Raw genomic sequence first — 15,076 nt, forward strand, 5'->3', positions numbered from 1 at the left:
AGCATGCGCAGTTCGGTCGAGATCTACGACGTTGCAAGCGGGCAGGCCCGCGTGGTCTGGCAGACCGGGCAGCTCGTGGAGGCGCCGAACTTTGCGCGCGACGGACGCTCTCTGGTCATCAACGGCGACGGACTGGTCTATCGCCTGCCGCTCGACGGCGGTGCGCCTTCGCGCATCGACACGGGCTTTGCCGTCCGGTGCAACAACGACCACGGGCTCTCGCCGGACGGGCAGTGGCTCGCCGTCACCGACAAGACCGAGTTCGGCCGTGCGGCGATCTACATCCTGCCTGCGGACGGCGGCACGCCGCGGCTGGTGACGCCGCGGCAGTCGTCCTACTGGCACGGCTGGTCGCCGGACGGCAGCAGGGTCTGCTACTGCGGCATCCGCGACGACGTCTTCGACATCTACACGATCCCCGTCGAGGGCGGCGAGGAGATGCGGCTGACCTTCGGCGAGGGACGCAACGACGGGCCGGACTGGTCCTGCGACGGCTGGATCTACTTCAATTCGAGCCGCAGCGGGCGCATGCAGATCTGGCGGATCCGGCCGGACGGGACGGAGTTTGCCCGGATCACCGACAGCCCCTTCGGCGACTGGTTCGCCCATCCGACGCCCGACGGACGCGCCCTGCTGGTGCTGTCCTACGACGGCGATGTCTTCGATCACCCGCGCGACCATCAGGTCCGGATCCGGATGATGGATGCGGACGGGCGCAACGACCGGGTCCTGTTCGAGCTCTTTGGCGGGCAGGGGACGATGAACGTCCCCAACTGGTCGCCCGACGGATCGCAGTTCGCCTTCGTCCGCTACGCGCCGTAGGTTTCCGTCTTTGCGTGCAGCCGCCGCACGGTCTTTTCGGCCTGGAATATCCCCAGATTTGCACGGGTTAATTGTTTGGATACCAGTCCGGTTAAGTGAATATTCCTGCTTGCGCAATAACGTCCCTGCCAAGAACAACGCGGCGAACGGCCGCTAGCCTGTCAATGGGGATCGACATGGCGAATGCAGGGGCCGGCGTTCCGGCCACGCCCCGGGGGGGTGTCAGACTGGGGATCGGCATCGCATCGGCGGTGATCGTCCTCCTGTTCGCCAGCGCCAATTTCCTGGTCCTCGACTATTCCATCCGCCAGGCGAACGATTTCGTCGCCGAAACCGAAAAGACCCTGGTCAAGAGCGAGTTCCGCAACCAGATCGAACAGGTGGTGCTCTACCAGAGCGGCTTGTCGGTCTGGGACAAGAGTTTCGACGAACTGGCAAACGGGCGGCTCGGCGAGGACTTCATCCGGCGCGACCTGAGGGACTGGCTGTGGCGCGAGTCCGGCTTTTCCTGGCTCGTCTTCGCACGGCCGTCGGGAGAGACGGTCCTTGCCATGCACAACGGGATCGTCGTGCCGGGCGAGGAGGCCGACGGCGTCCGCTACTGGATGAGCGACCTCGTGAAGCGGGCCACGGAGAACTACTACGCCGCCTTGCGTCGTACCCGCGACGGCTGGATCGTGGCGAAGTCGATGTCCAACGCCAGCGCCAGCCATGGCGGCGTGCCGCAGATCAGCGCCACGGGCATGCGCGTGATCGAGCGGGTGATGAGCATCGTCGTGGTGCAGGCGGTGGTGCCGCGGCGGCTGTTCATTCCCGACGATCGCCGGAGTCCGGTCCTGATGATCACCGTGAAGCCGATCACGGCCGCCATGCTGGCGGATTCGGAGCGGCGCCTGGGGCTCACCGGCCTCGGCTTCTCGCCGATCACGACCGACGACGACAACCTGCTGACGACCGGCGTGGGCGGCGATGCCTATAACCCGATGGTGGCCTCCTGGCACCCCAACCGCCCGGGATCGTTCGTCTGGACCATGGCGGTGCCGCACATCGCCGCGCTGATTGCGATCTTCGTCGTGGTGATGGGTTTCGGCGCGCTCAAGTTCTCCTCGCTCGTGCGCGCGCTCGAGCGCAGCGAGGCGAAGAACGCCCATCTGGCCCGCCACGACGCGCTGACCGGGGTGCTCAGCCGTTCCGGGTTCGACCTCACGGTCAACGACCTTTCCGCGAAGGGGCAGAGGCCGTTCTCGATCATCGCCATCGACCTTGACCGGTTCAAGGCGGTCAACGACCGTCACGGCCACGCGGCCGGCGACGAGGTGCTGCGGGTCATGGCCGCCCGGTTCATGGCCCGGATTGGCGACCGCGGCGTCGTCGCGCGTCTCGGCGGCGACGAGTTCGCCGTCCTGCTGCCTGATATCGCCGACCGGGAGGACACCCTTCCGCTTGCGGAGAGCTTCGTGCGCGACGCGCAGGTCCCCGTACCCTTCGAGGGGCAGTTGCTCCAGCTCGGCGGCAGCGCCGGCATCGGCGCCTTTCCCGAACACGGCCGGACGCCGCATGCGATCATGCTCGCCGCCGACGCGGCCCTCTATGCGGCGAAGAACGCCGGCCGCAATCGCGCCCAGTACGGCGTGGCCCGCGCCACCGATGCGGCTTCGGACATCGAGGCCGCCTGAACGAGCGTCCCCACGAACGTCTCCTATGAACGCTCCCGCGGCACTGTCCGGCACACGCCGTCGTTCCGTCGCTCGCAGCCCTTGCGTCGCGGCCTGCGGCGTGTGCAAATGTATCTGCCAGGTGCCCCGCGAGAGAGCCGGGGAGAATCGGGAATCCGGTGGGGCTGCGGACGACGTCCGTGTCCTGAAGCCGGAACGTGCCCAACGCTGTGACGGGGACGGCAAGGCCGCGAGGGAGGGACCCTCGCCAGATCGCCACTGGTCGAAAGACCGGGAAGGCGGGCCCGGCCGGACGAACCGAAGTCAGAAGACCGGCCTGGCGCAATGGACCTGTCCGCGCGGACGGCGGAGGGGTCGCAAGCATTGTTGGGGAGTTGACGATGCGACCGTTCAAGCGGGACGAGCCAGTTCCCGTCCAGCCATTCACGCCGGCCGAACGGGCGGCCGTCTACCGCGCCATCGAGACGCGTCGCGACGTGCGCGACCAGTTTCTCGCCGATCCCCTGCCGGACGATCTGCTGGAGCGCCTGCTCGGGGCTGCCCACAACGCGCCGTCGGTCGGCTTCATGCAGCCCTGGAGTTTCATCGTCATCCGCGACCCGCAGGTGCGCGCCGGTGCGCACCTGGCGTTCCAGCGTGCCAACGAGGAGGCCGCCATGCTCTTTTCCGGCGAGCGGCAGGAACGCTACCGCACGCTGAAGCTCGAGGGGATCCTCAAGGCGCCGGTCAGTCTCTGCGTCACCTGCGATCCCGACCGGGCCGGCAGCGTCGTTCTCGGGCGCACGCACAATCCGCGCATGGACGTCTACTCGACGGTCTGCGCGGTGCAGAACCTGTGGCTTGCGGCGCGGGCGGAGGGCGTCGGCGTCGGATGGGTCAGCATCTTCCACGATGCCGATATCCGCGCGCTTCTCGGCATTCCCGAGCGGATCGAGATCGTCGCCTGGCTGTGCCTCGGCTTCGTCGACGCGCTCTACGAGGAGCCGGAACTGGCGGTGAAAGGCTGGCGGCAGCGGCTGCCGCTCGAGGATCTGGTGTTCGCCGACCGGTGGGGGCAGCGGCGCTGACACCGGCAGCGGATCGGCGGTTCAGTTCGTCCCGGCGGGATTGCGCAGGTCCAGCGCCGGCTGGTCGTCGGGCAGGAAGCTCGGCCCGACCATCCGCACCTTGTCCTTTACCGGATCGTAGGGCCGCTCGATGACCACCTTCTCGGAGGCCGTGGCGCTTGTGACGGGATGCATGCGGATCGTCGTGACCGACCCGACGTTCTTTCGGGTCGTGCCCGGCGCCGCGCCGGCGGTCGCTTCGGGCACGTTGCCGCCGCCGGCACCGGCCATCCTGCGGTGGTAGCCCGCAAGGTCGCAGCCGCAGGCCTTGTCGGCGGACCGGTCGCGGCTCTGGTAGGCATAGGCATTCGGCAGGGCGGAATAGGGCCGGCCGGTCAGCGTCGAGATCATGTCGCCGCTGCCCGGCGACTGCAGCGGCTGGTAGAAGAGTTCCGTCTCCGTCTGCGGGCACATCATCGAGCAGGTCCGCTGGTCGCGGCGGAAGTCGAGCGGGGTGGCGGCGGACGATATCGGGAAGAAGCCGCCGTCGCAGGTGCGCACGCACACCGTCCGCAAGGGACCCTCCTGCGGCGCTGCGCCCCAGTTGCCGAACGTCGTCGGCATCGCCGCATACGGATCGTCGGCCTCCGAAAGGTCGCCGCCCTCCAGGGCCAAACCGGCCTCCGTGGACGCCTCGAGCGCGACGGCCTGCCCGCAGCCGTTCTCCGACAGTTCAGCCAGAATACGGCTGCGCTCGGCCGGATCGCCGCCGACAAACGACATCTCGTTGCGCTTCTTCATCAGGACCTGGAGGTTGCGGTCCATCTGGTCGATCGTGGAGATGATCGAGGCACAGGCACCGGCGTTCTGGCCGCCGAAGACGGTGACGCTGCCGTTGCTGCAGCCGAGCCGGCGAAGGTCGCCTCTCGCCCGGCGAAGCTCCATGTTCTGCCGGGCGATCGCGCTCGAATAGCTGCGTACCTGCTCTGCGCTGTCGATCGCGCGCGGCAGGCTTGCAAGCTGTGACCGGAGATCGCCGCAGATCGCGGCCGTCGGGGACTGTTCCGCCGTCTGGGCTCGGGCCTGCGCGTGCGGCAAGGCGATCGCCAAGGCAATCGGCAGGGCCGTCGCAACAGCCCGAAACGCCACTTTCCCCCATCCCCACGGCACGTCGTCAACTCCTGTCGCGTTTCCTCTCGCGGCTCGGGTAACGCCGAATCGGTCCCTCGGTTCCGGCGGCGGACGGCAATCGGACGTTCCGCCGCAGCTCGGCGCTCCTGCCGGGCAAACCCGCTATCGATCATAGCTTCGAGGGGCGAATGAGCAATGTGCTCGTCGAAAAGTGATTAACGTCAATTATAGTTGAATTTGTCTTTCATGTTTTATGCACCGGAATTGCTATCGCCGTGCCCATGGTGTAGCAAATTGCTGGCTGCGGCGGCCCTGGGGCGGGTCATTTCGCCCGCCTTCCGGCGCCGCCATTCCGTCGAAAGCACCATAGGTTCCCGCATGCGCCTTTCCTCCGTTCTGCTCAGTCCGTTCTATGCGCTTCAGCTCGCCTCGGGGGCCAAGTCCTTCGCGGACAACCCGATCATCGGCAGCAAGACCCTGAACAGGATGGGCCTCCATGCCAAGCGGGTGTCGATCGCCATGGACATGGCCGACTGGCGGCGCAAGTCGCTGGCGCGGCTGGTGACGGCCGAACAGCGGCGCGAATACGACGAGAACGGCTTCGTGAAGATCGAGAACTTCCTGCCGCCGGAGGTGTTCGCGCAGGTGACGTCGGAGCTGGAAAACAGCGACTTCGACCGTTACGACATGCTGCAGGGAACGACGGTCACGCGGCGCGCGCTGATCGACGACAGCGACGTGGAACGCCTGCCGGGCTTCAAGGCGGCGCGCAACGACCCGCGCATGACCAATCTTCTGCGCTACGTCTCCTCCAGCGACGGCCAGCCGCTGCTGGTGGTGCAGGTGGTGATGGCGCTCGCCTCGACGCCGTCGAAGGAAGCGTCCGCCGACCCGCAGACCGCGCTCCACAGCGACACCTTCCAGCCGACCGCGAAGGCCTGGTTGTTTTTGAAGGACGTCGGCGAGGAGGATGGGCCGTTCTCCTACGTGCCCGGTTCGCACAAGATCACGCCGCAGCGGCTTCTCTGGGAGCAGCGCATCAGCGAAAGCGCCGATACGATCGAGAACAAGTATTCTGCCCGCGGCTCGCTGCGCATCATGCCGCACGAACTGACCGCGCTCGGCTACAGCCAGCCGGTGAAGATGGTGGTGAAGGCCAATACGCTGATCGTCGCCGACACCCACGGCTTCCACGCCCGCTGCCCGAGCTACAAGCAGACGACGCGCATCGAGATCTACGGTTCGCTGCGCCGCAACCCGTTCCTGCCGTTTACCGGCCTGCACGTCGCCTCGCTGCCCGTCATCAAGTCGCAGATGAACCGCCTGATCATCGGCGCCATGGGCCTGCGCGGCAAGCTCGGCCTCAAGGGCTCGCCCTGGGTCAAGGCCGGCCTCGGCAAGGCCGGCGAGTGGTCGAAGCGGCTGAAGCAGCCGGGCGGCTGACAGGCGCAGTTGCGGGGCGCGGCTGCCGGCACGGAACACGTGCACTGCGACCGGTCATCAAATTTTGTTCATCGGGAAAATTCAACGGGAGAGGGGCGTGCGCTTTTCCATACGGCGCCGTTGTGCTATCAGCGCGGCCGATAGAATTTTCTGACCGGACCGGAAGCAAACACGCCGATGCCTGACGAAGGCGACAGTACCAGCGAAAGTCGATACCGATCCGGGCTGGCATCGTTCCTGCGATGCCAGCGGAAATACAGTTCAATTCATTCTCCTAGATGCGCCGCTCGCCCTGGATCTTCCGTCCGGGGTTTTCGGCGTTTCCCCGTTATTCTCTGACAGGTCTCATCATGGAATTCCTCGCAGATCCCAACATTTGGATCGGCCTCGTTACCCTCATCGTGCTCGAGGTCGTCCTCGGCATCGACAATCTCGTCTTCATCGCGATTCTCGCCGACAAGCTGCCGCCGCATCAGCGAAACACCGCAAGGCTGGTGGGGCTTTCGCTGGCGCTCGCCATGCGCATCGTGCTGCTGTTTTCGATCTCCTGGATCGTGACGCTGACCCAGCCGCTCTTCAGTGCCGGCGGCCTGTCGTTCTCGGGGCGTGACATCATCCTGATCCTCGGCGGCGTGTTCCTGCTGGCAAAGGGCACGATGGAACTGCACGAGCGGCTGGAAGGCGCGCACAAGCCCAAAAACGGCAAGATCGCCCACGCCGTCTTCTGGCAGGTAATCGTCCAGATCGTCGTGCTGGATGCGGTCTTTTCGCTGGACAGCGTGATTACCGCCGTCGGCATGGTCAACAATCTCTGGGTCATGGTCACCGCCGTCTGCGTGGCGATGGCGGTGATGATGCTGGCCTCCAGGCCGCTGATGGCCTTCGTGTCCAAGCATCCGACGGTCGTCATCCTCTGCCTGGGCTTCCTGCTGATGATCGGTTTCAGCCTCGTGGTCGAGGGTTTCGGGTTTCATATCCCGAAGGGCTACCTTTACGCGGCGATCGGCTTCTCTGTCCTGATCGAAGCCGCCAACCAGATCGGCCGCCACAATCGCGAGAAGCGCATCACGACGGGGGACCTGCGGGAGCGCACGTCCGAAGCCGTGCTCCGGCTGCTCGGCGGCCGGGTCGGGGAGGAGACGCTCGGCGAGGCTGCCGACGTGATGGCCGAACAGTCGGCCCAGGGCGCGCTGTTCAAGCCGGAGGAGAAGGAGATGATCCGCGGCGTGCTGGACCTCAGCGACCGCCCGGTCAGCTCCATCATGTCGCCGCGCAACGAGGTGGAATGGCTCGACCTCAATGACGATCCGGAAGAGCTGAATGCTGCGATCCGGAAGTTGACGCACAGCCGGGTCATCCTGGCGCGCGATACGGTCGATGAGTTCGTGGGCGTCGCGATCACCAGGGAACTGCTCGATGCGCAGATCGACGGCAAGGCGATCGACTGGGCGCGCGTCGCCCGGCAGCCGGTCATCGTGCACGAAACCACGGACGTATTGCGGGTGATGGAGCAGCTTCGCCGTTCGCCGGTCCAGATGGCGATGATCGTCGACGAGCACGGCGCTCTCGAAGGCATTGCCACCCCGACCGACGTGCTCGAGGCGATCGCGGGTGAATTTCCCGATATCGGGGAAGAGGCTGCGATGCTCGAAGAGCAGGATGACGGCAGCTGGCTCGCCGACGGTTTCATCGACATCCGACAGTTCAGCAGCGCGATCGGCCACGATCTCGTCGACGAGGCGAACCGATATTCCACGCTTGGCGGCGACGTGATGACGCAACTCGGCCATCTGCCCGTCGCCGGCGAGACGGTTTGGCCGACGGGCTGGATTTCGAGATCGTCTCGCTCGACAAGCGCAGCATCGGCAAGATCCGGGTACGGGCCGTGGAAGAGGTAGTCGGCTGAGGATGGCTGCCCTGCCTCGCCCGGGTCGGGTCGGGCAGGGCGCCACGACGACGGCAAGGGCCGTGGCCGTTTGCTCAGCGTCCGTAACGGTCGATGACTTCCCCCAGCGGCACATGGCCTTGGCAGGCGCCTGAGCCTTCCGCCGCTTCGCCGTTCTCCAGTGCAAGTGCGTAGCGGACGGCGGGATCGTCCTCGAGCCGGCGTCGGAGGGCTGCGATTTTCGGCCAGCGATCCGGCGATGCCGCCTGATGGACCTCAAGCCACCGGGCAACGCCGACGAACAGGCCATCGGCGAGCGTCGGCCGGTCGCCGACGAGGTATGGCGTCTCGCCGATCATCGCCTCCAGCATGTCATGCCGCTGCAGCACCGCCTCCCGGCCGAAGCGGCGCAAGGCCGCCTCGTATGCCGGGTCGGGCCGGCCCAGTTCCAGCGCCGTCCAGAGCGGGCTGAAGGCGCCGGTGAAGCCGGTGTTGACGAAGGCCATCATCTGGAACATGCGGTCCGCTTCCTGCGAGCGCGGCGCGAAGCTGATGCGGTGGTCCTCGTCGCGCGCCGCCAGCCAGTGGGCGATCGCCATGGTTTCGGTAATGACACGGCCGTCGTCGGTCACCAGAGCCGGTGTCTCATGCCTGCCGTTTATCCGGGCATAGGATGGATCGCGCATCTCGCCGAGCATGTCGACGCGGCAGAGGCGATAGGGTTTGCCGAGCCATTCGAGCGCGGCGACAAGGCCCATGGAGCTTCCCGCGGGGAAGCCGTAGATAAGGATCGGTTCCATTGTCTTTCTCCGTGATTTCTGTCGATCACGCTGCGCAGCGACACTGGACCTATCCCCTGCCATTCCCCATGTAAATTACGCACATTTTTGTCACCATGCCGGAGAACGCCATGAAGGATCTCGTCTCGCGCTGCCCGATCGAGGAGGTCATGCAGGTTCTGAGCGGCCGTTGGCCGACGCTTTTGATCTACTACCTGAAGGATGGCACGAAGCGTTTTGCGGACCTGCGTCGCGACAATCCGACGGTCTCGCACCGCATGCTGACGCTGGAACTGCGCAAACTGGAAACCGCGGGGATCGTGCAGCGCACGGCGTTCGAGGGCTATCCGCTGCGTGTCGAATACGACCTGACGCCGGCGGGCCTTGCGCTGGTGCCGCTGATCGATGCCATCTCCGACTGGTGGGAGCAGACAGAGCCGGCCCGTACCAGGGCTTCGGGCGTGGCCGAGGTGCCCGCGCCGCAGGTTGCTTCTTGAGCATGGACGTCCGTGGTGGTCATAAAGACAAAAGGCGCGCCTGCTTGTGACGCGCCTTTTCATGAATGCCAGATGCGGCGTTCAGGCCGGGTAGGACGCCTCGACCACCGCCAATGCCGCCATGTTGACGACGCCGCGCGACGTCACCGACGGCGACAGGATGTGCGCGGGCATGGCGGCGCCGAGCAGGATCGGGCCGACGTGCAGGCCATCCGTCATCGTCTTCAGGATTCCGAGCGAGATGTTGGCGGCGTCTAGATTGGGGAACACCAGCAGGTTGGCCTCGCCGGTGAGCGTGCTGCCCGGCATGACGCGCTGGCGCAGCACCTCGGAGATCGCCGAATCGCCGTGCATCTCGCCGTCCGCTTCCAGGTCCGGCGCCTGTTCGCGGACAATCGCCATCGCCTGGCGCATCTTGAAGGCGCTGACGGAATCGCGCGAGCCGAAGTTGGAATGGGAGACCAGTGCTGCGCGCGGGGTGATGCCGAAGCGGCGGATTTCCTTGGCGGCCATCACCGTCATCTGCGCCACTTCCTCGGCGGTCGGGTCGAAGCTGACGTAGGTGTCGGTGAAGAAGGTGGCGCCGCGCTGGGAGATCAGCAGGCTGAGCGCGGAGAAATCGGTCACGCCCTCGCGCAGGCCGATGATCTGGCGGACGTCGCGCAGGTGCCTGGCATAGCGTCCCTCGACGCCGCAGATCAGCGCATCGGCCTCGCCGCGGCGTACGGCGAGCGCCCCGATCACGGTCTGGTTGGTACGCACGATGGTGCGCGCGGCTTCCGGGATCACGCCCTGGCGGCCGACCAGCTTGAAGTAGTCGTCGACGTAGTCGCGGTAGCGCGGGTCGTCCTCGGGGTTGATCACCTCGAATTCGCTGCCCGGGCGGATGCGCAGGCCGTAGCGCTTCAGGCGGGTCTCGATGATCTGCGGGCGGCCGATCAGGATCGGCCTGGCGGTGCCTTCCTCGAGCAGGACCTGGGCTGCCCGCAGCACGCGCTCGTCCTCGCCCTCGGCGAAGATCACGCGCTTCTTCTCGGCATTCCTGGCGGCGACGAAGATCGGCTTCATGATGAAGCCGGAGCGCCAGACGAAGCGGTTGAGCTGGTCGAGATAGGCGTCGAAATCGGCGATCGGGCGGGTGGCGACGCCGCTTTCGGCGGCCGCGCGGGCGACGGCCGGCGCGATCCTGAGGATCAGCCGCTGGTCGAAGGGCGAGGGGATCAGGTAGTTCGGGCCGAACACCGGCGTCTCGCCGGAATAGGCGCGCGCGGCGACGTCGGAGACTTCCTCGCGGGCCAGCGCCGCGATCGCACGCACCGCCGCCATCTTCATCTCCTCGTTGATCGTCCGGGCGCCGCAATCGAGCGCGCCGCGGAAGATGTAGGGGAAGCAGAGGACGTTGTTGACCTGGTTGGGGAAGTCGGAGCGGCCGGTGCAGATCATCGCATCGGGACGGGCCGCACGCGCCTCTTCCGGCATGATTTCCGGGTTCGGATTGGCCAGCGCCATGATCAGCGGCTTTTCGGCCATGCGGGCCAGGAGTTCGGGCTTGAGCACGCCGGCGGCGGACAGACCGAGGAATACGTCGGCGTCGTCGATCGTGTCGGCGAGGGCGCGCTTGTCGGTCTCCTGCGCGTAGACGGCCTTCCACTGGTCCATCAACGCCTCGCGGCCCTTGTAGACGAGGCCTTCGATGTCGTGGACCCAGATGTTCTCGGGCCTGGCGCCGAGGGTAACGAGCAGGTTCAGGCAGGCGAGGGCTGCAGCGCCGGCGCCCGAGGCGACGATCTTCGCCTTGGCGATGTCCTTGCCGGCGAGTTCCAGGCCGTTCAGGATCGCGGCGGCCACGATGATCGCAGTGCCGTGCTGGTCGTCGTGGAAGACGGGAATGTCCATCTTCTCGCGCAACTGGCGCTCGACCTCGAAACACTCCGGCGCCTTGATGTCCTCGAGGTTGATGCCGCCGAAGGTCGGCTCCAGCGCCGAGATGACGTTGACCATCTCGCCGACGCCCGCCGCGTCGATCTCGATGTCGAACACGTCGATGCCGGCGAATTTCTTGAACAGCACCGCCTTGCCTTCCATGACCGGCTTGGAGGCGAGCGGGCCGATATTGCCGAGGCCGAGGACGGCGGTGCCGTTGGAGATGACCGCGACGAGGTTGGCGCGGGCGGTGTAGTCGGCGGCCGTCTCGGGATTGTCGCGGATGGCGAGGCAGGGGGCGGCGACACCCGGCGAGTATGCAAGCGCCAGGTCGCGCTGGTTGCCGAGCGGCTTGGTCGGCTGGATCTCCAGCTTGCCGGGGCGGGGATGACGATGGAAGAACAGGGCCTGCTGGTCGATGTCGCCGCTCGCAGGCGTGGGTTTCGCTTTCGGTTTGTCGCCAGTCGTCATTTTCTTCCTGCCCGATTCCAGTCGATGTGGCCTTCTGGCACGGATGCGACGCGCCGTGAAGTTTGCCGTAGTCATAAAGCCTCAATTGCCGGTGCATGCAACCGCCAAATGCCGGGGTGGCCCGGACGCGGCACGCGGGGCGATCCGATTGTAAACAGGCCCTGTCATTCCCCTGAAACACGAGTCTGGTTTTGAGCTAGCGCGAAAGGCACCCAGACCGAAGCTCGATCGCCGGAGTAGACGACCATGAACGCCCACGCCCCAGAAGCGAATGTCCGGCGCGTCCGGACCCTGTTCCTGTCGGACGTGCATCTCGGCTCGAAGGCCGCGAAAGCCGACTTCCTGCTCGACTTCCTGCGCCATCACGAGGCAGCGACGATCATCCTCGTCGGCGACATCGTCGATGGCTGGCGGCTGAAACGCAGCTGGTACTGGCCGCAGAGCTGCAACGACGTCGTCCAGAAGCTCCTGCGCAAGGCCCGCAAGGGCACGCGCATCATCTACGTGCCCGGCAATCACGACGAATTCCTGCGCGACTTCCCCGGCGTGCATTTCGGCGGCATCGAGGTCGCCCAGCAGATCGTCCACGAGGCGGCGGACGGAAAGCGGTATCTCGTCCTGCATGGCGACGAGTTCGACGTGGTGGTGCGCAATGCCCGCCTGCTCGCCTATCTCGGCGACTGGGCCTATGACGCGGCGATCGTCGTCAACATCGCGCTGGCGGCCGTGCGGCGGCGGCTGGGCCTGCCCTACTGGTCGTTCTCCGCCTGGGCGAAGCTGCAGGTCAAGCATGCGGTCAACTTCATCGGCGCGTTCCAGAAGGTGGTTGCCGAGGAGGCCCGCAAGCATGGGGCGGACGGCGTCGTCTGCGGCCACATCCACCATGCCGTCATCGAGGACATCGACGGCATTCGCTACATCAACACTGGCGACTGGGTCGAAAGCTGCACGGCGGTGGTGGAGCATTGGGACGGGACGATGGAACTGATCACCTGGCAATCGCCCGCGGTGCCCGCGCCGATCACGGTCCTTCCGCGCGGCCAGGGCGTGCCGGAGGCGGCCTGAAAGCCGCGCTCACGGCACGGAAACAGGGGCAATGAAAACGTGATCCGGCGACATCGTACCGCTGTCAATTGACGGATTGGCGTACGTGCCTCGCCGTGCTAGGCGTGCTGCGTCCCTCTGTTCAGGTTTTCCGGAAATGAATGCGCCTTGCGGCATGGTCGGGAGCGGCGCTGCGCCGCGCCATTTCGTCCTGCGGACCGCCATCGTCTTCTGCGCGCCGATGCTGGTCAACGGCATCGCATTGCCCTTCTTCCCCGTCTGGCTGAACTCGCTGTCGATGAGCGACTGGGAGATCGGGGTGGTTCTGGCCGTGCCGCTGGTGGTGCGGGTGATCGCAGCCCCGATCGCCGGCATGATCGCCGACAGGATCGGCGACCGGGCGATCGTCCTGGTCTGGTCGGGGCTGATGTCGCTCGCGACGGCGATCGCGCTCCTGTTCGTGGAGCACTTCTGGCCGGTGCTGCTCCTCTATACGCTGCAGGGCATCGTCTACGCACCCTACCTGCCGATCACCGATGCGATCGCGCTCAGCGGCGTCCGTCGCTGGAATTTCGACTACAGCCGGATGCGCTTCTGGGGCTCGCTCGCCTTCATCTTTGCTACGATGGCCGGCGGCTGGCTTTCCGGAATCTTCGGCGGTGCCATGGTGCTGCCGGCGATGACCGTGGGGTTCGTGTCGACGGTCGTGTGCGCCTTCATCGCGCCGCGGATCGGCAAGCCCCGGCGGCCGTCTCCCATCTCCGCGCTGGCGGTGGCGCCGGCAGCACCCGTCAGGCAGGTCGACGTGCAACTGATGATGATCGGCGCGGCGCTGGTCAATGCCAGTCACGGCATGTTCTACGCCTTCGCCGCGATCCTCTGGGGCGCGGAAGGCTATTCGGGCACCGAGATCGGCCTGCTCTTCAGCGTCGGAGTGGCCGCCGAGATCGCCTTCTTCATCTTCTCCGCCCGCCTGCTGCGGCGCTTCAGTCTGTGGGCGCTGATCGTCTTCGGCAGTTCGGTCGCGGTCTTCCGCTGGATCGTCTTTCCGCATGCTTCGGGGTTTTCGGGATATGTCGCGCTGCAATGCCTGCATGCGCTGACCTATGCGAGCGTTCATGTCGGGGTGCAGGGGCGGATCGTCGAGCGCGTCGCCGAGGAGCGGGAGGCCTCCACGCAGGGGCTTTATTTCTTCTACAACGGCATCCTGATGGCGCTGACCACGTTTCTGTCCGGCACCCTGTTCTCCTGGTACGGGGTCGACGGCTTCCATGCGATGTCGGTGGTGGCGGCGCTCGGACTGTCGCTGACGGTGCTGGCGCGGGCGCTTCAGCCCCAGAGGCTGGCCTTCGGCGGGAACACCAGCGAGCCTTCGTAGCGCAGCGCCGGTTCCCGGTCGCGCGCAAGCAGCAGCGGCCCGTCGAGATCGACGAAATCCGCACCCTGCGCGAGGAGGACCGCGGGCGCCATGGCCAGGGACGAGCCGACCATGCAGCCGACCATGACCTTCAGGCCGAGGCGGCGGGCCTCGTCGCGCAGGGCCAGCGCCTCCGTCAGGCCGCCGGCCTTGTCGAGCTTGATGTTGATGGCGTCGTAGCGATCGGCAAGGGCAGCGAGATCGGCGCTGAGATGCACGCTCTCGTCGGCGCAGACGAGGACCTTGCGCTCGACGTGGCGCAGCGCTTCGTCATTGCCGGCGGGAAGCGGCTGCTCGACGAGGGCGATGTCGCATTCGGCGCAGATTGCCAGGTGGCGGGCGAGCGTTTCCTCGGCCCAGCCCTCATTGGCGTCGAGGATGATCCGCGACGCCGGCGCCGCGGCACGGACGGCGCGGATACGCGAGGTGTCGTCCGCCGTGCCGACCTTGACCTTCAGAAGCGCGCGATGGGCGTGCTGCGCCGTCTGCGCCGCCATCGCCTCAGGCTCGCCGAGCGAGATCGTATAGGCCGTGACCTGCGGTTGCGGTTCGGCGTCATTGATCCGCGTCCAGGCCGGCTCGCCGGCGCGCTTCGCCTCCAGGTCCCACAGCGCGCAGTCGACGGCGTTGCGGGCGGCGCCGGCACGCATGGTGCGGCCGAGTTCCTCGCGTGACAGCCCGGCCTCGATCGCCGGGCGCGCCGCCTCGATCTCGGCGAGCACGCTTTCGACCGATTCGCCGTAGCGCGGGTAGGGCACGCATTCGCCCTGGCCGGTGTATCCGTCCGCCGTGAGCCTGCAGGTGACGACGACGGCTTCGGTCTTGGAGCCGCGCGAAATCGTGAAGCTGCCGGCAATCGGGAAACGCTCGGTGGAAGAGGCGAGTTGTCGGCGCATATCTTTCGGTTTCCTCGCAAATTCGCGATCGGCGTGGTTGTGTTCC

Annotated in this window: 11 protein-coding genes, 1 pseudogene and 1 riboswitch; of the genes and pseudogenes, 8 read left to right on the forward strand and 4 right to left on the reverse strand. The window is 66.4% G+C overall.

The annotated features are described in order from the left end of the window. The first annotated feature begins 3 nt into the window (after positions 1-3). The 3 genes from OCK02_RS14225 (at position 4) to bluB (ending at position 3,565) form a co-directional block, all read left to right on the forward strand. Positions 4-822, forward strand: a complete 819-nt coding sequence (locus OCK02_RS14225; RefSeq protein ID WP_263813638.1) for a TolB family protein — start codon at positions 4-6, stop codon at positions 820-822. Positions 823-998: 176 nt separating this feature from the next. Beyond that, entirely contained in the window at positions 999-2,498 is a 1,500-nt protein-coding gene (locus OCK02_RS14230; protein WP_263813639.1) for a diguanylate cyclase domain-containing protein, read from the forward strand. A 102-nt stretch (positions 2,499-2,600) separates the two neighbouring features. Then, positions 2,601-2,833: riboswitch (cobalamin riboswitch) on the forward strand. A 45-nt stretch (positions 2,834-2,878) separates the two neighbouring features. After that, entirely contained in the window at positions 2,879-3,565 is a 687-nt protein-coding gene (gene bluB, locus OCK02_RS14235; protein WP_263813640.1) for a 5,6-dimethylbenzimidazole synthase, read from the forward strand. Positions 3,566-3,586: 21 nt separating this feature from the next. Here bluB and OCK02_RS14240 read toward each other — a convergent pair whose 3' ends face one another. Further along, positions 3,587-4,693: a DUF2865 domain-containing protein gene (locus OCK02_RS14240; protein WP_263813641.1), complete on the reverse strand. Its 1,107-nt coding sequence runs from the start codon at positions 4,691-4,693 to the stop codon at positions 3,587-3,589. Between the two features lie 360 nt (positions 4,694-5,053). Here OCK02_RS14240 and OCK02_RS14245 point away from each other — a divergent pair, with 360 nt between their 5' ends. Beyond that, positions 5,054-6,118, forward strand: a complete 1,065-nt coding sequence (locus tag OCK02_RS14245) for a phytanoyl-CoA dioxygenase family protein (protein WP_263813642.1) — start codon at positions 5,054-5,056, stop codon at positions 6,116-6,118. Between the two features lie 350 nt (positions 6,119-6,468). Beyond that, a pseudogene (locus OCK02_RS14250) lies at positions 6,469-8,024 on the forward strand (TerC family protein). A 74-nt stretch (positions 8,025-8,098) separates the two neighbouring features. Here the strand turns inward: OCK02_RS14250 and OCK02_RS14255 are convergent. Continuing rightward, positions 8,099-8,803, reverse strand: a complete 705-nt coding sequence (locus OCK02_RS14255; RefSeq protein WP_263813643.1) for a glutathione S-transferase family protein — start codon at positions 8,801-8,803, stop codon at positions 8,099-8,101. Between the two features lie 110 nt (positions 8,804-8,913). Between OCK02_RS14255 and OCK02_RS14260 the strand changes: the two genes are divergently transcribed. Continuing rightward, positions 8,914-9,279, forward strand: coding sequence for a winged helix-turn-helix transcriptional regulator (locus tag OCK02_RS14260; RefSeq protein ID WP_263813644.1), 366 nt, complete (start codon positions 8,914-8,916; stop codon positions 9,277-9,279). Between the two features lie 81 nt (positions 9,280-9,360). Here OCK02_RS14260 and OCK02_RS14265 read toward each other — a convergent pair whose 3' ends face one another. Continuing rightward, positions 9,361-11,673, reverse strand: coding sequence for an NADP-dependent malic enzyme (locus tag OCK02_RS14265; protein WP_263813645.1), 2,313 nt, complete (start codon positions 11,671-11,673; stop codon positions 9,361-9,363). A gap of 246 nt (positions 11,674-11,919) precedes the next feature. Between OCK02_RS14265 and OCK02_RS14270 the strand changes: the two genes are divergently transcribed. Further along, entirely contained in the window at positions 11,920-12,738 is an 819-nt protein-coding gene (locus tag OCK02_RS14270) for a UDP-2,3-diacylglucosamine diphosphatase (protein WP_230805218.1), read from the forward strand. A gap of 136 nt (positions 12,739-12,874) precedes the next feature. Then, complete coding sequence (locus tag OCK02_RS14275; RefSeq protein WP_263813646.1) at positions 12,875-14,095, forward strand: MFS transporter; 1,221 nt, start codon at positions 12,875-12,877, stop codon at positions 14,093-14,095. On the opposite strand, the gene dgcA is transcribed toward OCK02_RS14275, so the two are convergent. Beyond that, the gene (gene dgcA, locus OCK02_RS14280; protein WP_263813647.1) at positions 14,047-15,030 is read right to left on the reverse strand and encodes an N-acetyl-D-Glu racemase DgcA; all 984 of its coding nucleotides are present in this window, start codon (positions 15,028-15,030) and stop codon (positions 14,047-14,049) included. The two genes, OCK02_RS14275 and dgcA, sit on opposite strands and share 49 nt — an antisense overlap. Between the last annotated feature and the right edge of the window lie 46 nt (positions 15,031-15,076).

Source organism: Rhizobium sp. TRM96647, from assembly GCF_025780115.1.
In the GTDB taxonomy this organism is placed as follows: Bacteria; Pseudomonadota; Alphaproteobacteria; order Rhizobiales; family Rhizobiaceae; genus Mycoplana.